At 61.2% G+C, this 18337-nt stretch carries 16 protein-coding genes and 1 tRNA gene; 11 read left to right on the forward strand and 6 right to left on the reverse strand.

From position 1 onward, the window contains the following. Nucleotides 1-53: 53 nt before the first annotated feature. The 3 genes from ACEN9T_RS10325 to ACEN9T_RS10335 all read right to left on the reverse strand — a co-directional run bounded on the left by ACEN9T_RS10325 (nucleotide 54) and on the right by ACEN9T_RS10335 (nucleotide 3510). Nucleotides 54-1160: an ABC transporter substrate-binding protein gene (locus ACEN9T_RS10325; protein WP_092975708.1), complete on the reverse strand. Its 1107-nt coding sequence runs from the start codon at nucleotides 1158-1160 to the stop codon at nucleotides 54-56. A gap of 122 nt (nucleotides 1161-1282) precedes the next feature. Next, entirely contained in the window at nucleotides 1283-2812 is a 1530-nt protein-coding gene (locus ACEN9T_RS10330; RefSeq protein WP_413707669.1) for a sensor histidine kinase, read from the reverse strand. After that, nucleotides 2809-3510 (reverse strand): response regulator, encoded by a 702-nt coding sequence (locus ACEN9T_RS10335; RefSeq protein WP_092975702.1) that lies wholly within the window; start codon nucleotides 3508-3510, stop codon nucleotides 2809-2811. The genes ACEN9T_RS10330 and ACEN9T_RS10335 overlap by 4 nt, the downstream gene beginning before the upstream one ends. A 120-nt stretch (nucleotides 3511-3630) precedes the next feature. On the opposite strand from ACEN9T_RS10335, the gene ACEN9T_RS10340 reads away from it, so the two are divergent. Then, the gene (locus ACEN9T_RS10340; RefSeq protein ID WP_092975699.1) at nucleotides 3631-4773 is read left to right on the forward strand and encodes an extracellular solute-binding protein; all 1143 of its coding nucleotides are present in this window, start codon (nucleotides 3631-3633) and stop codon (nucleotides 4771-4773) included. Between the two features lie 333 nt (nucleotides 4774-5106). Further along, on the forward strand, nucleotides 5107-6213 hold the full coding sequence (locus ACEN9T_RS10345) for a porin (protein ID WP_092975696.1): 1107 nt from the start codon (nucleotides 5107-5109) through the stop codon (nucleotides 6211-6213). A 423-nt stretch (nucleotides 6214-6636) separates the two neighbouring features. On the opposite strand, the gene ACEN9T_RS10350 is transcribed toward ACEN9T_RS10345, so the two are convergent. Then, on the reverse strand, nucleotides 6637-7854 hold the full coding sequence (locus ACEN9T_RS10350; RefSeq protein WP_092975693.1) for a Do family serine endopeptidase: 1218 nt from the start codon (nucleotides 7852-7854) through the stop codon (nucleotides 6637-6639). A 19-nt stretch (nucleotides 7855-7873) separates the two neighbouring features. On the opposite strand from ACEN9T_RS10350, the gene ACEN9T_RS10355 reads away from it, so the two are divergent. After that, nucleotides 7874-8620 carry a Nif3-like dinuclear metal center hexameric protein gene (locus ACEN9T_RS10355; protein WP_413707670.1) on the forward strand — a complete coding sequence of 249 codons (747 nt, stop codon included), beginning with the start codon at nucleotides 7874-7876 and terminating at the stop codon, nucleotides 8618-8620. Nucleotides 8621-8631: 11 nt separating this feature from the next. Here the strand turns inward: ACEN9T_RS10355 and mscL are convergent, their stop codons facing one another. Further along, nucleotides 8632-9060 (reverse strand): large conductance mechanosensitive channel protein MscL, encoded by a 429-nt coding sequence (gene mscL, locus ACEN9T_RS10360; RefSeq protein WP_092975687.1) that lies wholly within the window; start codon nucleotides 9058-9060, stop codon nucleotides 8632-8634. A 244-nt stretch (nucleotides 9061-9304) separates the two neighbouring features. Here mscL and petA point away from each other — a divergent pair, with 244 nt between their 5' ends. The 7 genes from petA (at nucleotide 9305) to ACEN9T_RS10395 (ending at nucleotide 15705) form a co-directional block, all read left to right on the forward strand. Beyond that, nucleotides 9305-9913 (forward strand): ubiquinol-cytochrome c reductase iron-sulfur subunit, encoded by a 609-nt coding sequence (petA, locus tag ACEN9T_RS10365; protein ID WP_009241960.1) that lies wholly within the window; start codon nucleotides 9305-9307, stop codon nucleotides 9911-9913. Next, nucleotides 9913-11316 carry a cytochrome b gene (locus ACEN9T_RS10370; RefSeq protein WP_037028792.1) on the forward strand — a complete coding sequence of 468 codons (1404 nt, stop codon included), beginning with the start codon at nucleotides 9913-9915 and terminating at the stop codon, nucleotides 11314-11316. The genes petA and ACEN9T_RS10370 overlap by 1 nt, the downstream gene beginning before the upstream one ends. Nucleotides 11317-11353: 37 nt before the next feature. Continuing rightward, nucleotides 11354-12097: a cytochrome c1 gene (locus ACEN9T_RS10375; RefSeq protein WP_024977815.1), complete on the forward strand. Its 744-nt coding sequence runs from the start codon at nucleotides 11354-11356 to the stop codon at nucleotides 12095-12097. Between the two features lie 151 nt (nucleotides 12098-12248). Beyond that, nucleotides 12249-12860 (forward strand): glutathione S-transferase N-terminal domain-containing protein, encoded by a 612-nt coding sequence (locus tag ACEN9T_RS10380; protein WP_004634649.1) that lies wholly within the window; start codon nucleotides 12249-12251, stop codon nucleotides 12858-12860. A gap of 72 nt (nucleotides 12861-12932) precedes the next feature. After that, on the forward strand, nucleotides 12933-13430 hold the full coding sequence (locus tag ACEN9T_RS10385; RefSeq protein WP_092975684.1) for a ClpXP protease specificity-enhancing factor: 498 nt from the start codon (nucleotides 12933-12935) through the stop codon (nucleotides 13428-13430). A 29-nt stretch (nucleotides 13431-13459) separates the two neighbouring features. Continuing rightward, a tRNA-Thr gene (locus tag ACEN9T_RS10390) sits at nucleotides 13460-13535 on the forward strand. 1126 nt (nucleotides 13536-14661) lie between these two features. Continuing rightward, the gene (locus ACEN9T_RS10395; protein ID WP_413707671.1) at nucleotides 14662-15705 is read left to right on the forward strand and encodes a tyrosine-type recombinase/integrase; all 1044 of its coding nucleotides are present in this window, start codon (nucleotides 14662-14664) and stop codon (nucleotides 15703-15705) included. Here the strand turns inward: ACEN9T_RS10395 and ACEN9T_RS10400 are convergent. Beyond that, complete coding sequence (locus ACEN9T_RS10400) at nucleotides 15693-16730, reverse strand: hypothetical protein (protein WP_413707672.1); 1038 nt, start codon at nucleotides 16728-16730, stop codon at nucleotides 15693-15695. The two genes, ACEN9T_RS10395 and ACEN9T_RS10400, sit on opposite strands and share 13 nt — an antisense overlap. Nucleotides 16731-17044: 314 nt before the next feature. On the opposite strand from ACEN9T_RS10400, the gene ACEN9T_RS10405 reads away from it, so the two are divergent. Then, a complete protein-coding gene (locus ACEN9T_RS10405) occupies nucleotides 17045-17932 on the forward strand; it encodes a replication protein RepA (RefSeq protein ID WP_413707673.1) in 888 nt (295 codons plus the stop codon). Nucleotides 17933-18337: the final 405 nt, after the last annotated feature.

Raw genomic sequence — 18337 nt, forward strand, 5'->3', positions numbered from 1 at the left:
TGGCGCCGGCAGGTCGGTCAGATGAGAAGGGTGCCGGTGATCAGCGGATCAGATCAACGGCCGGCGGCGGTGCGCCATTGCTTGATGAAGTCCAGGCGCTTCTTGGGTTCCAGGAACGCCAGGATGGATTCGTCAACCGGAATCGGCTTGATGCTGTTGCCGAGAATCTTCTTCAGGCCGGCGGCGGTCGCTTCGCCCGTCACGTCTTCACGCAGCGAGTGCAGATCCGACTTGTTGGCGAGGATTTCCTGGCCGCGCTTGGACAGGATGTAGTCCAGCCACAGCTTGGCCGCGTTCGGGTTCTTCGCCTTCTTGGCGATCATCGCCACGCGCGACACCACGAGCGTGTAGTCCTTCGGATAGACGATGCCGATCGACGGGTCCTTCTTGGCGCGCGCAATCGCGTACGAACCGAGGATGTTGTACGCCACCAGGTTTTCGCCCGAGGCCACGCGCTCCATCATCGTGCCGGTGGAGGACTGCAGCACCAGGTTCGGGCCCACGGCCTTGACGAAGTCGAAGTACTGCGGCGAATCCAGATTGTCTTGCGCCGCCATCATGAAGCCCACGGCCGACTTCTCGATGTCGTACGTCGTGACCTTGTTCTTGAAGCGCTCGGGCTGGCTGGCGACCAGCTTGGCGAAATCGGCGTGCGTTTGCGGCACTTCCGAATCCTTGATCAGGCGCTTGTTGTACAGGAACACGGCCGGCTCATACGTCGTGCCGTATGCGATGCCCTTGTGGACGGCCCACTTGGGCAGGTTCGGCACTTCGGGCGAGTCGTACTTCATCGCGTAGGTCTGCGCGAGCTTGAGCTGCGAGTCCATCGACGAGTTCCACATCATGTCAGCAGAGGCGCCACCGGCAGCCTGCTCGCTGATGAAGCGGTTGTACAACTCGCTGCTGTTCATGTCGTTGTACTCGACCTTCACGCCGGGGTAGAGCGACTCGAAATCCTTGATCAGCGGATCTGCAGCCTTGGTGTCGGTCGTTGCATACACGACCACCTTGCCTTCCTTCTTGGCGGCAGCGATGGTGTCGGCGTAGTTGGCGGGGTAGCCGGCCGGGACTTGCGCGAAGGCGGCGGCGCTGAGGGTCAGTGCGGCAGCCGCGATCGAAGCGAGAGCGGCGTGCGCAGGCGTAAAGCGTCCACGAAGCATGGGTTTGTCTCCTGTTTGCTTGTGATGGTGTGGGGCCGGCTGCTTATGGCTTGTTGCGTACAGCTCGGACGGATGGCCCCAGGTGCGGCGGATTATAGAAATCGCGCGCTTTCGTCACGCTTTCATTGCGGCTGCTGCATCGCAGCATGTTCAAAGGGGGAGGCCGTGGCCGCCAGCGGCACGCGGATCCGCGCCGATAAACCCATACCACCATGCTCGTTCGGCTCGCCGTCGGCCAGCTCGATTTGCCCGCCGCTACGCGCTGCATAGGCACGTGCGATGGCCAGGCCGAGGCCGGAACCTTCTGCGGCATAGCGGGCGTCTTTGGGCGCGACCTTGGGTTTACCCGATCGCCCTCCGCCCTCGTGCGCGCGGCGGAAGCGCTGGAACGCGTGTGCGCGTTCGTCAGCGTTCATGCCGGGCCCGGTGTCGTCCACGCAGACCAGCGCGGCATCGCCTTCCGCCGTGGCGCGTACGGTGATGCGTCCGCCGGCCGGCGTGTAGCGGATGGCGTTGTGCACGAGGTTGGAGAGCGCCTCGCGCAGGAAGGCCGGATAGCCGACGACAGGCAGCGCCATGGCGAGGCCGCCGTCATCCCACCCGAGGTCTTGCTGCTTTTCGCGCGCCAGCGGCAGTGCATCCACCACCACGTCGCGTGCCAATTCACCAAAGTCGAAGATTTCGGCCGGCGCGTCCTGCCCCGCATGTCGTGCGCGCGCAAGAGCGAGCAATTGCGTGGTCAGCCGGTTCGTCGACTGCAGGCGCGCGATGATGGCGGACAGGCTTTCGCGCACACGCGCCGGATCGGTTTCGCGCAGCGCGTATTCGGCTTGCGTGAGCAGCACGGCCAGTGGCGTGCGCAGCTGGTGGGACGCATCGGCGAGGAACTGGCTTTGCGCCTCCGCAAGTTCGGCGTAGCGATGAATGTGGTGGTTGATCGCGTCGACCAGCGGGCGGACTTCGGCAGGCACGTCCGTGGCGTCGAGCGGACGCAGGTCATCCGACGCGCGCACGCCGATGCTGCTTGCCAGGCGATTGAGCGGGCGCAGCGCGACGGTCACGCCGAGCCACAATAGCGCGGCGCTGACCGCCACCAGCGCCGCATCGCGCAGCAGCGTACCGCGCCACACCGCCTGCTGCAGCGCGCGTCGCGTCTCGATGGTTTCCGCCACCTGAATGACGATGCGCGCCGGCAGCCCGGGCTGGTAGAGCGGTTTGGCCACGGCGGCCACGCGTACGGGCTCGTCGTGGTACGTCGCGTCGTAGAAGAGCGGGGTGTCGTTCTCCAGCCGTGTGACGGGCAGCGGCAGATCGTCGTAGCCGGTCAGTGCGGCTTCAGGCGCCTTGCCAGGCAAGGGCTCGAAAGCGACGCGGTAATAGACATTGCTCTGCGCGGTCGATTCGAACATGGACAACGCCACATACGGCACGTTGACCTGGACCTGCCCGCGCTCGATCGTCACGCCGTTCTCGATGGCGCGCACCGAGCCGAGCAGGGCGCGGTCGTACGCGCGATCGGTCGCGCTACGCAGCGCCTGGTACGCCGAGACGATGTCGATGGCCAACACACCCACCAGCCCCGGCAGCAGCAACCAGAGCAGTGTGAGTTTCAGGCTGCGCGGCAGCCGAAGCCAAGCGAGCCGCTGCATCATGTGCTGCTATCGACGGGGGCGGGCGCTTCACCATCGCCGGCTTCGAGCAGGTAGCCCAACCCGCGTACGGTGACGATCTGCACGCCCGTGCCCGCGAGCTTCTTGCGCAGGCGGTGCACGACCACCTCCACGGCGTCGGGGCTGGAATCGCTGTCCAGGTTGAAGACCTTGTCGAACAGATGCACCTTGCTGATCGGCTGGCCGGTCTTGTGCAGCAGCGCCGACAGCGCGGCGTGCTCACGCGGCGTGAGCGACAGTGGCTCGCCGGACAACAGGAATGCCTTGCGTCCGGTGTCGAACTCCAGCGGCCCGCAACGCAGACGCGGGAACGCCCGGCCGCGGCTGCGGCGGATGAGCGCCATCAACCGCGCTTCCAGTTCGGACAACGCGAACGGCTTGGTGAGGAAATCATCCGCGCCGGCATTGAGCCCGCGCACGCGCTCGTCCAGCGCGCCCTGCGCGGTGAGGATCAATACCGGCGTGCGGTCATCGCGCGCGCGCATGTCGGCCAGCACGGCAAAGCCATCCTTGCGCGGCAAGCGCAGGTCCAGCACCACTGCGTCAAATTCTCCGGAGCCGAGGAAGGCTTCCGCGATGACGCCATCGGCCGCGCGCTCGATCACGAAGCCGCTTTGCGCCAGCGCGCGCGCCAGCCATGCCGCCAATTCTTCCTCATCCTCCACCAGCAAAATCCGCATCGGGTGTCTCTCAATATCGTTCTGGCTACTTTTTCATGATAATGCGTGGCGCCCTGATCTCGGCCATGTCGCCGATCACACCGTTCACCTGATGCGCCGCCTAGATGCGCTTCAACCGGCATGTCGTCCATCCCCAATTCCCGTCGCCGCTGGCTTTGTCAGACCGCCGCATTGCTGGCTGCAAGCGGCGTTGTCGCGCGTGGGGCGCACGCGCAGTGGCTGGCCCGTCCGGCGCCGGAGCTGCCGTCGTACTACCCGCGCGATTACGGCACGATGATCGACGCCGCGCGCCGCGAAGGCCGTGTCACGGTGTATTCCACGACGGATTTCTCGGCCGCGTACCCGCTTATCCGCGCCTTCGAAACGCGCTACCCCGGCATCACCGTCGACTACCGCGAGCAGAACAGCGACGACATTTATCGCCGCTTTCTTGCTGAATTCGCCGCCAAGTCGCCGGGCGCCGATGTGGTCTGGAGTTCGGCCATGCCCGAGCAGTTCAAGCTGGTGAACGACGGCCACGCACTCTCATACGCCTCGCCCGAACGGCCGTACCTGCCGTCGTGGGCGATCTGGAAGAACGAGGCGTACGGCACGAGCTACGAGCCGGTCGTCTTCGTCTACAACACGCGCCAGTTGCCGGCGGACTTGATCCCATCCACCCACGCTGATTTCGCCCGCATTCTCAATGGCCACCGTGACTTGCTGCGCGGCCGCGTCGCGTCGTACGACATTGAGCACTCGGGCTCCGCCTTCCTCTTCGCCGCCGAAGATGCGCGCACCACGCCTGTATTCTGGGATGTTGCCAAGGCATTGGGTGGCGTCAACGTCAACCTGTACATCACCACGGCCGCGATGCTGGAGCGCGTCGCCTCCGGCGAGAGCCTGCTCGCCTACAACGTGATCGGCTCCTACGCCGCGCGCTACGTCGATCGCAATCCGGCGCTCGCCATCAAGATGCCGACTGACTACACGCTGGTCGCCACGCGCGTCGCCTTCATCGCGCGGCGCGCTGCCCGCCCGAACGCTGCGCGCCTCTGGCTCGACTTCATGCTCTCGCGTGATGGCCAGAGCGTGATGGCGGACCGCGCGTTCTTGTTTTCGCTGCGCCAGGATGTTGAAACCGGGCTCACTGCCAAGCGGCTGCTCGCCGAACTTGGGAACACCCATCGACCCATTCCCGTCGGCCCGGGTTTACTCGCCCATCAAGATCAGCTCCGCCGAGCCGATTTCCTGAAGCGATGGCACGCCGCACTCGGCCGATAAAAAGAGAATAAAGAAGCACTTATTGCCGTAACGTGGTGCGAAGGCGACAATTCAGAACTGTCACCAACTGCCAAATTTGTTGCACAGGAAGGGGGTGACAATCGCCCGCCAACCCCTGTGCCACCGCGCAAAAAGCGGGTCGCGCCCCCCTCTAAACGGGGCTTGGCGCGTGTTGCCCATGAGCAACAACTTGGCCGCAAATCGCGGCCCAGAGCCAGAAAGGGTTTCCGGAATCAGTCAACGCTGGCACATAATGCGGTCAGACGTGAGGTATCTGCGTCGTCCATAAGGACAGTCAAGATTTCCCAATCAGTTGACAAGGAAAGTGTCGATATGAAGATGAAACTGTTTGCAGCTGCTGTTGCAGCTCTGGCCGCCGGTGGCGCCTATGCACAATCCTCCGTGACCCTGTACGGCGTGGTCGACGCTGGTCTGACCTACGCAAACAAGGTGCCGGGCGCAACCGCTGGTTCGAGCGGCTCGCGTTTTGGTCTGGATTCGGGCGGCCTGTCGGGCTCGCGTTGGGGCCTGCGTGGCGTTGAAGACCTGGGCGGTGGCCTGAAGGGTATCTTCAACCTGGAAAGCGGCTTCAACCTGGACACCGGCACGTCGGGTCAAGGTGGCCGTCTGTTCGGTCGTAACGCTTACGTTGGTCTGCAAGGCCAGTGGGGTCAACTGACCCTGGGTCGTCAGCAAAACCTGCTGTATGACTTCTCGCTGATCTATGACCCGATGGCAATCGCCACGCGTTACTCGCTGGCTTCGCAAGACCAGTTCTTCGCTGGCCGTGCTGACAACGCCGTCAAGTACATCGGCACGTTCGGTGGTCTGAGCGTCTCCGGTCTGTACTCGTTCAACTACAACGGCAACGAAGTGGCTGGCAGCAACAAGACCGGCCGTGAGTGGAGCCTGGGTGCTAACTACGCTGGCGGCCCGCTGGGTATCGGCGCAGTGTACGACCAGACCAACTCGACGACCGTTGGCAGCGACAACCGCGAACAACGCGCCACGATCGCTGGCACGTACGCTTTCGGCCCGGCCAAGCTGTACGCTGGCTACCGTTGGTACAAGGCTAACTACGCAACTGTTGCTGGCAACGGCAACCTGCGTTCGAACCTGTACTGGGCTGGCCTGGGTTACCAAGCTACTCCGGCTCTGTCGCTGACGGGTACGGCTTACTACCAACAGTTCAAGAACAGCGGCACGGGCAACCCGTGGCTGTTCGTGGTCGGTACCGACTACGCTCTGTCGAAGCGCACCGACGCCTACTTCAACGTGGCCTATGCTAAGAACAGCGGCGGCTCGGGTCTGGGCGTGATGGGCCTGAACGATGCTGGCTACGCTGGCACGACGCTGACGAACGGCAACCAAGTGTTCTCGGGCACGAACAACAGCAACAACCAGTTCGGCGCTACCGTCGGCCTGCGTCACAAGTTCTAATTTGACGCGCTCGTAAGAGCGCATCGAATTAAACGGTTAAACGCCGATTCCGAAAGGGATCGGCGTTTTTCTTTGTGCGAACGATTCGCAGCGCACCTCCATGGCTGAAGCGCTGCCAAGGGTCGCCTGGCTGGTGTGCAAGCTTTAGTTGATGGTGAGGGCAAGGGGCGCGACAGCTGTGCGTTACGCCTGTTACTTTGCGACGGCATACGCCCCGGGGGCGCCCAGCAGAGCGGAACAAGGGCAACTCATATCGACACAACGCAGCGGTTGGTACGTCGGATTGCTCGTTGAGTTGAGCGGGGCGCGGCGGTATCAAGGCGGCTCTCGCCCCATCAACGTGTTGGCTTGATGCTCAAGCGTGCGCGTATAAAAAAACGGCGGCACATCTGGCCGCCGTTTTGGTGTTCCGAAACCTACCCCTTACTGTTGTTGTTCTTCGTCGTCCTGTGAGGGCATCGGTACGTTGCGACGCGTCGGTGGCGGACGTTTGCCGACAACGATGGTCAGTTCCACCGCCTTGCCTTTGCGTGATACCGTCACCTTGGCTTCCGCACCGGGTTTCAGCTGCGCGATGCTGTTGAGTAGCGCTGTCGTATCCAGGATCGGCTCACCATTGACGCTGGTGAGAATGTCTCCCGGGCGCAGGCCCGCCTTGTCTGCGGGGCCACCTTGAACCACGGCGGCGATCAGCGCGCCATCCTTGCGGGACAAGCCAAACGACTCGGCAATTTCCGGCGTCACATCCTGCGGCTCAACACCGATCCAGCCGCGGACCACGCTACCGGTCGAGATAATGGATTCCATCACCTGCTTGGCCAGCGACACCGGAATCGCAAAGCCGATGCCCAGCGAGCCGCCCGAGCGCGAGTAGATCGCCGTGTTGATCCCGAGGAGGTTGCCGTCGGCGTCGACCAGCGCGCCGCCCGAGTTGCCTGGGTTGATCGCGGCGTCGGTCTGGATAAAGTTTTCGAAGGTGTTGATGCCCAGGTGGCTACGGCCCAAGGCAGAGACAATGCCCATTGTCACCGTCTGGCCCACGCCGAAGGGGTTGCCAATGGCCAGCACCACGTCGCCAACGCGCACATTCTCCAGCCGGCCGAGCGTGATGGCAGGCAGATTCGGCAGGTTGATCTTGAGGACAGCCAGGTCGGTTTCCGGATCGGAGCCGACCACTTTGGCGTTGGCCTTACGGCCGTCGGTCAGGGCGACTTCGATTTCGTCGGCGCCGTCCACCACGTGGTGGTTCGTTAGAATGTAGCCTTCCGAGCTGACGATCACGCCCGAGCCCAGGCTGGCCGTGGGTTCCTGGCGCTGCTCAGGGGCGCGGTCGCCGAAGAAGAAGCGGAACCACGGGTCTGCGCTGGCTTGTGGGTTACTGCCACGCTTCGGCGCGTTCTTGCTGCTGAAGATATTGACCACCGCAGGCATGGCGACCTTGGCGGCTTCCGCGTAGGAGTTGCTGGAGGTGCCGCCGTGGCCGATCGGCGCGACTTCCTTCAGCGCGACGATGGGCGAGCCGGATTGCACTGCGACCTTGCCGCGCTGCAGCCAATCAGGCTTGAGCGTGGCGATCACAAACCAGACGGCCAGGACGACCGTGACGGCTTGCGCAAAAAACAGCCAAAAGCGGCGCAACATAGAGCGAAATTGAGTCCAAATGGATCGAAAAGAACTTGAATTGTACTTGAACGACCTGTTGCAGGCGGCCCGTTTTCGGGACTATTGCCCCAATGGTCTACAGGTACAAGGGCGCGACACCATTACGCATGTCGTGACGGGCGTGACTGCCAGCCTGGCGCTGATCGAGGCCGCCATCGACGCACGTGCCGACGCCATCCTGGTGCATCACGGTTACTTCTGGAAGGGGGAGGACGGCCGTGTCGTGGGCCAGAAGCATGCGCGCTTGAAGCAACTTTTGGCGCACGATCTCAATCTGTTCGCGTATCACCTGCCGCTCGATGCGCACCCTGAGCTGGGCAACAACGCACAGCTGGGTGCGTTGCTGGGCGTCTCGCCCCAGGGCCGGTTCGGCGACGATGAACTCGGCTGGATTGGTACGCTTGCCGAAGGGACCACGCTGGGCGCTTTCGCGCAGACGGTATCGGCCAAGCTGAATCGAGTGCCCCTCGTGATTGGCGAGGAGGATCGTCCGGTGCGCACAGTCGGTTGGTGCACGGGCGGTGCCCAAGGCTGGTTTGATGCTGCCGTCGCCGCTGGTGTGGACGTGTATCTGAGCGGCGAAGCGTCTGAGCAGACAACGCATCTGGCGCGCGAATCGGGTGTCGCCTACATTGGTGCGGGCCACCACGCCACTGAGCGCGGCGGCGTTCGGGCGCTCGGCAATCACCTGGCCGAGCGCTTCGGCGTGCGTCACACCTTTATCGATATCCCGAATCCGGTGTGATTCGCGCCTGATTACGGCTTGTTCTTCAGGCTGTCGCGAATCTCGCGAAGCAGCAGGATGTTCTCAGGTGTTTCGGCCGGCGCCGCCGGCGGGTTGGCGTCGATCACGCGCGTGATGGCGCGCACCATCAGAAACACGATAAACGCCAGAATCAGAAAATTGACCGCCATGGTGATGAAGTTGCCGTAGGCGAAGACTGGCACGCCGGCCTTCTTCAGATCGGCAAGGGTGTGTGGCACACCCGCAGGTGCCTCTGCGAGTTGGATGAACAGGTTCGAGAAATCCAGCTTGCCCACGATGCGGCTGATTAGCGGCATGATCAGATCATTGACAAGCGAATCGACGATTTTGCCGAACGCCGCACCGATGATCACGCCCACTGCCAGGTCGATCACGTTGCCGCGCATCGCGAATTTCTTGAAGTCTTGCATCAGTGCCATCGGTTTTCTCCGGATTGTTTGATTCGAGACAAACGGTCAAGCTAGCGAACGGTTGACCTGAATTGTTGAAAGCGAGGTTGCAAGAGGCATGCCGAAGCCTTGCCTGTACTGGGCTGGCGGGCAATCGGTGCGTCCACTATATCTGCAACGACCGCCCCCCGCGACCGCTACCGTTGGCTAGGTACGGTCGGGTATAATTTTTGGTTGACGCGAATCTATCTTGATTTCTCATCTGGGGTCTTGAATGAGTGACCAGCAAAACGTGGACAAGGGTCGCCGTAATCTATTGATTGCGACGTCCGTGGCTGGTGGTGTGGGAGGGGTTGCAGTTGCGGCCCCTTTCGTTTGCACATTCGCACCATCTGAAAAAGCCCGTGCAGCGGGCGCGCCCGTAGAGGCGGACGTGAGTGACCTGGCCCCCGGCCAGATGAAGGTGGTGGAATGGCGCGGCAAGCCGGTCTGGCTGCTCAAGCGCACGCCCGACATGCTGGAATCGCTCAAGAAGACCGATAACGAAGTCGCCGACCCCAAGTCCGACGTGCCCTTCACCATGAAGACGCCGGACTATTGCAAGAACGAAACCCGCTCCCGTGCCGAGCATAAAGACCTGCTGGTCGTGGTCGGCATCTGCTCCCATCTTGGCTGCTCCCCGTCTGGTCCGTTTCCCGCGGGCGCCAACGTGCAGCTTGCCGGAGACCCCGGCTTCGTCTGCCCGTGTCACGGTTCAACGTTCGACCTGGCTGGCCGCGTGTTCAAGAACAAGCCCGCGCCGCAGAACCTCGACGTTCCGCCGTACATGTTCCTGTCCGACACGAAGCTGGTGATCGGTAAAGACGAGAAAGGAGAGGCTTGATCATGGCCGAGAAGAAGGTGGAGACAACCGGGCTGCTGGGCTGGATCGACGCACGCTTCCCGGCATCGGAGCTGTGGAAGGCGCATCTGTCCGAGTACTACGCGCCGAAGAATTTCAACTTCTGGTATTTCTTCGGGTCGCTGGCGCTGCTGGTGCTGGTGATCCAGATCGTCACGGGCATTTTCCTGGTGATGAACTACAAGCCGGACGGCACGCTCAACGCCGCCGGCATCCCCGTCGCCTATGCGAGCGTGGAGTTCATCATGCGGGAGGTGCCGTGGGGCTGGCTGGTGCGGTACATGCACTCGACCGGCGCGTCGGCGTTCTTCATCGTCGTGTATCTGCACATGTTCCGCGGCATGCTGTACGGCTCGTACCGTAAGCCGCGCGAGCTGGTCTGGATCTTCGGCTGCCTGATCTTCCTGTGCCTGATGGCCGAAGCCTTCATGGGCTATCTGCTGCCGTGGGGCCAGATGTCGTACTGGGGCGCGCAGGTCATCGTGAACCTGTTCTCCGCCATCCCGCTGATCGGCCCGGACCTGTCGCTGTGGATCCGGGGTGACTACGTGGTGTCGGACGCGACGCTGAACCGCTTCTTCTCGTTCCACGTCATCGCCGTGCCGTTGGTGCTGCTGGGCCTGGTGGTGGCGCACATCATCGCGCTGCACGAAGTGGGTTCGAACAATCCGGACGGCGTCGAGATCAAGGCCAAGAAGGACGAGCGCGGCATTCCGCTCGACGGCATTCCGTTCCATCCGTATTACTCGGTGCACGACATCGTCGGTGTGGCGGTGTTCCTGTTTATCTTCAGCGCGATCGTGTTCTTTGCGCCGGAAATGGGTGGCTACTTCCTGGAAGCCAACAACTTCATCCCGGCAGACTCGCTGAAGACGCCGCCGCACATTGCGCCGGTCTGGTACTTCACGCCGTTCTACTCGATGCTGCGCGCGACCACGTCGGACTTCCTGCCGTGGCTGTGGGGCTTCATCGCCATCATGCTGGGGCTGTTGTTCGTGCGCTCCAAGAGCATGAAGGTCAAGGGCGTGGCGGTGGCGGTGGCCGTGATTCTGGCGCTGGGCTTCGCGTTTATCGACGCGAAGTTCTGGGGCGTCGTCGTGATGGGCGGCTCGGTGGTGATCTTCTTCTTCCTGCCGTGGCTGGACCAGTCCCCGGTCAAGTCGATCCGCTATCGGCCGGGCTTCCACAAGACGCTGCTGATCCTCTTCGTGATCGCTTTTGCTGTGCTCGGCTACCTGGGTATTCAGCCGCCGAGCCCGGTCGGTTCGATCATCTCGCAGATCGGCACCATTCTGTACTTCGCGTTCTTCCTCGCGATGCCGATCTGGAGCCAGATCGGGACGTTCAAGCCAGTGCCTGAGCGCGTTACGTTCACGCCGCACTGATAGAGCCCGCGCACAAGGACCCATGAAGGACACAAGAATGAAAAAGCTGCTTGCGATTTTCGCCTTGGCCGGTCTCGTGTTTGCCGCGCCCGTGATGGCCAATGAGGGCGGTGTGCCGCTCGATCCGGCGCCCAACCAGTCCAGCGACACGTCTGCGCTGCAGCGCGGCGCCAAGCTGTTCGTCAACTACTGCCTGAACTGCCACGGCGCCAGCGCGATGCGCTACAACCGCCTGCGCGACATCGGTTTGAGTGAGGAGCAGATCAAGCAAAACCTGCTCTTCTCGTCAGACAAGGTCGGCGACACGATGCACATCGCCATGGACCGTGAAGACGCCAAGAAGTGGTTTGGTGCTGTACCGCCGGACCTGTCGGTGATCGCCCGGGCGCGTGGCAGCGACTGGCTCTACACCTACCTTCGCACGTTCTACCGTGACGACACGCGTCCGACCGGCTGGAACAACCTGGTCTTCGACAAGGTGGGCATGCCGCATGTGCTGTGGGAGCTGCAAGGCCAGCAAGTGCCGAAGTACGCCGAAGTGAAGTCCGAGCACGGCGAGGCCGAGAAGAAGCTGGTCGGCCTTGAAGTGACGGTCCCGGGCAAGATGAACAAGGTCGAATATGACCAGGCGGTGGCTGATCTGGTCAGTTATCTGGACTGGATGGCTGAGCCCGCTGGCAACCTGCGCAAGCGTCTCGGCGTCTGGGTATTGTTGTTCATCGGCGTGTTCTTCGTGCTGGCCTGGCGCCTGAATGCGGCCTATTGGAAGGACATCAAGTAAAATCCCTGTTTTCCGGGCAAGGGCTAGGCCGGTGGAGAACTGGCTCTAGCCCTTTGCCTTTTCGCTTTTTGTGCCGTGGCGATGTCATTTTGTCGTCACGGTTGTACCGTCATAGGGCCGCCCCCGGCCCATGCGCCAAGGAACTACAACCATGATGGTCTTGTACTCGGGCACCACTTGCCCGTTTTCGCAGCGTTGCCGCCTCGTCCTGTTCGAAAAGGGCATGGATTTCGAAATTCGCGACGTCGATCTCTTCAACAAGCCGGAAGACATCGCGGTGATGAACCCGTACGGCCAGGTGCCTATCCTGGTTGAGCGCGACCTGATTCTGTACGAGTCGAACATCATCAACGAGTACATCGACGAGCGCTTCCCGCACCCGCAGCTCATGCCGGCCGATCCGGTGCAGCGCGCCCGTGCCCGCCTGTTCCTGTTCAACTTTGAGAAGGAGCTGTTCACGCACGTCTCCGTGCTCGAGAACGAAAAGGGCAAGGCTGCCGAGAAGAATCACGAGAAGGCACGCGCGGCCATCCGTGACCGCCTTACGCAGCTGGCGCCGATCTTCCTGAAGAACAAGTACATGCTGGGCGAAGAGTTCTCGATGCTGGACGTGGCGATTGCGCCGCTGCTGTGGCGCCTGGACCACTACGGCATTGAGGTCTCCAAGAATGCGGCCCCGCTGATGAAATACGCTGAGCGTATCTTCAGCCGTCCGGCGTATATTGAAGCGCTGACGCCGTCCGAAAAGGTCATGCGCCGCTGATCGCCGCCGGGTCGCTGGCCGTGCCCGGGCTGAGCCTGCGCGCGGCCGCGCCCAACGGTCACTGATTTCATCATGTCGGAAACCTCCACCAAGCCCTACCTGATCCGTGCAATCTACGAATGGTGCACGGACAACGGCTTCACGCCGTACATCGCTGTCTTTGTCGACAACAGCACCAACGTGCCGCGTGAGTTCGTCAAGAACGACGAGATCGTGCTGAACGTGAGCTTTGACGCGACCAGTCAGCTCGACATGGGCAACGAGTGGATCACGTTCCACGCACGCTTCTCGGGCGTCTCGCGCAAGATCGAGGTGCCAATCGAAAACGTGCTCGCCGTGTATGCGCGCGAGAACGGACAAGGTATGGCATTTCCGGTGGAGCGCAGTACACCGACGACGCAAGCTGCAACCGAACGCGAGAATAATCCGCCGCCCAAGCTGGCCGCGGTGGATTCTGAATCGGTGCCTGCGCCGGTCCCTGCCGAAGCCGAAGCCGGCCCGGAAGACGACCCGACACCGCCGAATGTACCGCGCATCGGTGGCAAGCCTGCGCTAAAGGTCGTCAAGTAACGCGTGTTAGGTTAGAATCGCGTTTCTTTGCCGGCTTAGCTCATCTGGTAGAGCAGTTGATTTGTAATCATCAGGTGGCGGGTTCGAGTCCTGCAGCCGGCACCAATAAAATCAAGGGGTTACGTGAGGTTCGCGTAACCCCTTGTGCTTTTGCGGCGTCAAAAAGTACAGTTTCGGTACACCGGGGGGTGCAGACGGGTGATTCGTCATGGCCCGCTGCAGACAATCGAACTGGAAAAACAACCTGTGACGACGAGCACTTCCGAAAGCACGCCGCTTCCACGGCCGAACCTTGGCTCACGCATGTGGGCATACCTTACTGAGCACGTATTCGAAGGCGTTGCGCTAGTTTTTTCGGGGACGGCTGCACTCAGCTACGCAGTCGGTCGTTCTCACCTGGACGGCTGGGCCGAGATGGCGGGCGTGCCCGGCATGATGTTTCGGCCCGACATATACGACACAATTCTCGCGGGTGTTCAACTTCAGAGCGTGTGGCGCACAGCGGCGTTCGTCGTTGTGCTTTCTACCTTGTACCTTTGGGCAAACGTTGTGGTCCCCGAGTGGTGGGCTGAGCGACGGTCGAAGGTAAAGGGCCGCCGTCGGTGGCAAGACAGATGCTCCGAGTGGGCGTTGCGCCTCCGGTTCGCATATGCTCTGCGCACTGCGAGCAAACGGGTTCCTCCCGAGCAGCGCGCGGCAGTCATCGAACGCATCAAGCGGAAACTCATTGGACGTCGTCGCTTGCGTCGCACTGCGCGCAAAACGAGCTCTGCCGGGACAGCCACGCGGCTGCGTCCTATCACGCTAACGCTGATACTCACGGTCTCGGTCACGTTCTTCGCAACGGGCATCTACCTCTTGTTGCAACTCGTGCTGCTTAGCCCGGCGAAGGCGGAGGGTGCGCGAGCTTTCGTCAAGACGTATGCGGCTGTTACCGGGCACATTCCCTACCAGTACATTCCGGCGAAGGTTGCCAGCACAACGTTGCAAACGTGGGCGTGCGAAGGCCGTTCAATGCTGTCGCAATATCGGTCGGTGGCGCTAGCCGATCCCGACACTGTCGGGTCGCCAAGGGAACCGTTCTATCTCTTGCAGGGATTTGGTAGCACCTTCGTATTGCTCGGTGAGAAGGGGTCCGTGATCCGATCATTCGGCGACGCGCCATTTAGCTTGCCTGAGTCGCCTTCGCGCCCGTTGTCCGACTTGGCCAAAGCCTGCAAATAGGATCGATATGGCGACGATCGTCAAGACTCCCTCCGGTACATGGAAAGCCGTAGTTCGCAAGATTGGCTGGCCGACCACCGCAAAGACGTTCCGTACCAAGCGCGATGCCGAAGACTGGGCGCGTCGGACCGAAGATGAGATGGTCCGAGGGGTCTACCTGTCACGCGCGCCCTCCGAAAAGCTCACGGTCTCGGCTGCCCTGAAGCGCTACATGGAAGAGGTGTCGGCCATCAAGAAGCCGACTACACAGCGCAGCGAGCGCTTCACCTCGCAGCATTTGGGCGCGTTCTTCGGGAAGTACTCAATGGCGGCCGTCAGCGCAGAGCTCGTCGCCAAGTACCGCGATGAGCGACTTGCTGCAGGCAAATCGAACAATACCGTGCGCATCGAGCTGGCGATGCTCGGGCATTTGTTTCGGGTCGCGATCCAGGAGTGGGGGATTGGCCTCACCTTCAACCCAGTCGCCAATATCCGAAAACCGAGCCCGGGTGCTGGTCGGGATCGGCGTCTGAACTCGGAGGAGCAGCAGCGGTTGTTTGACGCCGTTGCAGCTCACAGTAATCCGATGCTGAACTGGATCGTGCGGCTTGCTGTTGAGACAGGCATGCGGTCGTCTGAGATCACGGGGCTGCGGCGCTCGCAGGTCGATGTGGATCGACGAGTTGTCATCTTGAAGGACACAAAAAACGGCTCGGGGCGTGTCGTCCCGCTAACGCGGGGGGCAGCCGAAATCCTGCGTTCAGCGCTCGACAACCCTATACGGCCGACCGACACCGACTTGGTGTTCTTCGGGGAGCCGGGGCGAGACGGGATGCGCAAGCCCTACGTGTTTCAGAAATTGTGGTCTAGCATCGTGCGGGACCTAGGCTTTGACGACCTGCATTTCCACGATCTACGGCACGAAGCCGTTAGTCGGCTCGTCGAGGCGGGCTTGAGCGATCAAGAGGTTGCCTCGATCAGCGGGCACAAGTCGATGCAAATGCTGAAGCGCTACACCCACCTCCGCGCGGAGGACCTAGTTGAGAAGCTGGACAAGATTCAAAGGCGGTGAAGGTCCCTGAAGTTGGTACCCAATCGAATCCTGTCCGCCTGAGCTAGCTTCACCTCAAACATTGCCAGTGCTGACCGAACGGTGCGATCCGGGATCATCAAGTTTTCCGCGATTTGTCGTGACGAGCGTCCCTCCTGCTTCAGGATCCAGCACTGCGAGCCTGTCCCTTGGAGCTTGCCGTGCACAAGCGCGTATGCGGCGCGTCTGATGTCTTCCGGGTCTGGTGTTACTGGGACCAAATGCACTTCATAACCCGTCGGCTTGCTGGCATCTCGTAGCTTGACGATCGGTCCAATGGTGTCCCTGATTCTGCTCCAGCCTTCGCGCAGAAAATTGATCTCTTGTTCGAATCGCTCCTTGAATGCAAGGTCGCGGCGATAGATCGAAGCCGACGTTTGGGGACTATGTTCAGAGCAGAAGCGTCGACTTACCCCTCTCTGAGCGTCCTCGGCATGCCTGTGATCGCGTACGGTAGAGAACATAGTCGGCCGCCAACAGAGTTCGCAGTACGCAGCGTGATTCGATTTCGCTCTAAGCGAGACCCTTTTACCTTCCCCATCATGCGTGTGAGCGGGTTTCAGGCCTTGCAGTACGTCGATGAACTGCATGACCGAATCGAGGGTTCTGCAGAAGCGGACGGTTTTTGTAGAAGACCGCATACCCGCTCGCCTATTGGCTTCACGAACCGTACTCTTCAAGAGGTCGCGCCACTGACTTGCACATCGATTGGCTGCCTCAACCTTGTTCAGCCCTGATGCGGAAGGCAAGCAGCCTTCCGGAGGCCGTTGCCATACACGCGAGAGGCGAAAGCCGGTTAAAACGTCAACTCGTTGCTCTACACAGTAGGCGCGGATCACCCGGCAAATTTCAACGTCGAGCTCGCGATCGATCAGCGACGAGATCGAGTGGCGCCGCGAAGTGATGGAGTGGTATTGAGTGAGCAGACTGAAGCATCGGCACATCGCCGCTGATACACGCTTGTCGGTGCCAGCAAACGGAACGAACCTGCCAAGAACGGGTTTCACGTGGGCAATTTTTTTTCAGAAAGCGCTGTCGTATTGTAGCGAAAAGGACCGTAGCCTTGCGATTGTTTACTGACAACTGCGATCGCAAGACGCCTGCGCTATGCCGATTGAAGAGGTACTGACAAAGCTGTACGGACCGCTGTTGAACCTGGCTCAGCTTGCCCAAGTGCTACACCGGTCAACTGACGGCCTGCGCATATGTCTAAGGTCTGACTCGGATTGGTCCCGATCCATTAATGCGGCCAAGATCAAACTGGGTCGCCGAATTTACTTCCGTACAGCGGAGATCTCGAAGGTTTTGAGCGGCGAGTGAGATGGCCGTGATCGACCGTAAGCCGGGCACTACCGCCGAAACTAAGCTTCTCATGGCGGGCACACTCATCGCGGACAAACGACCGAGCGGCGATGAGCTGGCGTTTACCCATGCCGTGTTGTGCCAGGTCGGTCTGCCACGCTCGGAGGTACGCGGGCGAGAGTTCATGCGCCAGTCCGGCGACGCATGGGTGAGCATTCAGGCCGGCTTCCTGGACGAAGGTAAGGGGCCAGTTCAGCAGCCTGTCCCCTATGGCCCCATGCCCCGTCTCGCGCTGTCATGGGTTTCCACCTACGCCAAGCGCTACAAGACACGAGAAATTCCCATCGGCGACAGTGCGTCGGAGTTCCTGAGGAACATGGGCATGGATGATCAGGGCAACCGCTACAAGACCTTGCGCAAGCAGATGCATGCGCTGGCAGCCTGCCGACTGCAACTCGGCTTCAAGGGTCGCACGTTCAACGGCCAACCGGTCGAACAGTTCGACGCGTGGATTCCTGATAGAGAGACACATTCACGCGCTTTGTGGCCGGGCGTGATGTTGCTGTCCGAGTCGTACTATCACGAGCTGCAGGAACACGGTGTGCCGCTCGACAATCGTGCCCTCTGTGCGCTCAAAGGGTCGGCGCTGGCTTTGGATACCTACGCTTGGTTGGCGCACCGACTCCACCGCATCGAGGGCGGGCCGCGAATTCTGCGTTGGAAGGCTCTGCGCGAGCAGTTCGCCCAGGAGTACGAGGGCAAGGAGGCTGACAAGAACTTCAAGAAGAAGTTTTTGCCGGCCTTGAAGAATGTCCTCGTGGTCTATCCGCAAGCCAAGGTCAAGCAAGTGGAGCGAGGCCTGATGCTAATGGCTTCGCCCCCGCCAGTACCCTACAAGGGGGCGTAGGCGGACGTCTGGTATCGTTAAATCCGGCCCCCCCATTTCCGCCGCCAATCAGACTCTGACGGATCGCCTGTGTTCTGCTAAGTCGAGCATCTCTGGCTGCAGGCGGAAGCTGTTGACAAGCCTGTGAGAGAGAGGAGTTGTTCACGTTAGATCGGCCCCCCCAAAGCCGATAAATCGGACCCCAAAAGGGCCGGGACGACCGTTAGATGAGCCCCCCCAGGCCCGTTAGATTGGTCCCCCCCTAAACCTATAAGGTTTGCCTTTAAGTCTTTCCTCTAATTTTCACCTGATAGTAGGAGGGCGTGCTGCTGTGGAAAACTTTGAACAACGGCGGGGAGGATTGTCCCGTTCTGTATTTGGAGGAGGTGCGATCGATACCGCCAGGTGGGTGCGCGAGGGCCCGGT

The organism is Ralstonia sp. Ralssp110 (genome assembly GCF_047325135.1).
Taxonomy (GTDB): Bacteria; Pseudomonadota; Gammaproteobacteria; order Burkholderiales; family Burkholderiaceae; genus Ralstonia; species Ralstonia mojiangensis.

Bases quoted from the DNA above. Each gene is read 5' to 3' on its own strand.
- petA (WP_009241960.1), top strand. From the start codon at position 9,305: ATGAGTGACCAGCAAAACGTGGACAAGGGTCGCCGTAATCTATTGATT.
- mscL (WP_092975687.1), bottom strand. From the start codon at position 9,060: ATGGCACTGATGCAAGACTTCAAGAAATTCGCGATGCGCGGCAACGTG.
- ACEN9T_RS10405 (WP_413707673.1), top strand. From the start codon at position 17,045: ATGGCCGTGATCGACCGTAAGCCGGGCACTACCGCCGAAACTAAGCTT.
- ACEN9T_RS10380 (WP_004634649.1), top strand. From the start codon at position 12,249: ATGATGGTCTTGTACTCGGGCACCACTTGCCCGTTTTCGCAGCGTTGC.
- ACEN9T_RS10340 (WP_092975699.1), top strand. From the start codon at position 3,631: ATGTCGTCCATCCCCAATTCCCGTCGCCGCTGGCTTTGTCAGACCGCC.
- ACEN9T_RS10330 (WP_413707669.1), bottom strand. From the start codon at position 2,812: ATGATGCAGCGGCTCGCTTGGCTTCGGCTGCCGCGCAGCCTGAAACTC.
- ACEN9T_RS10335 (WP_092975702.1), bottom strand. From the start codon at position 3,510: ATGCGGATTTTGCTGGTGGAGGATGAGGAAGAATTGGCGGCATGGCTG.
- ACEN9T_RS10395 (WP_413707671.1), top strand. From the start codon at position 14,662: ATGGCGACGATCGTCAAGACTCCCTCCGGTACATGGAAAGCCGTAGTT.
- ACEN9T_RS10325 (WP_092975708.1), bottom strand. From the start codon at position 1,160: ATGCTTCGTGGACGCTTTACGCCTGCGCACGCCGCTCTCGCTTCGATC.
- ACEN9T_RS10385 (WP_092975684.1), top strand. From the start codon at position 12,933: ATGTCGGAAACCTCCACCAAGCCCTACCTGATCCGTGCAATCTACGAA.
- ACEN9T_RS10355 (WP_413707670.1), top strand. From the start codon at position 7,874: ATGGATCGAAAAGAACTTGAATTGTACTTGAACGACCTGTTGCAGGCG.
- ACEN9T_RS10345 (WP_092975696.1), top strand. From the start codon at position 5,107: ATGAAGATGAAACTGTTTGCAGCTGCTGTTGCAGCTCTGGCCGCCGGT.
- ACEN9T_RS10350 (WP_092975693.1), bottom strand. From the start codon at position 7,854: ATGTTGCGCCGCTTTTGGCTGTTTTTTGCGCAAGCCGTCACGGTCGTC.
- ACEN9T_RS10375 (WP_024977815.1), top strand. From the start codon at position 11,354: ATGAAAAAGCTGCTTGCGATTTTCGCCTTGGCCGGTCTCGTGTTTGCC.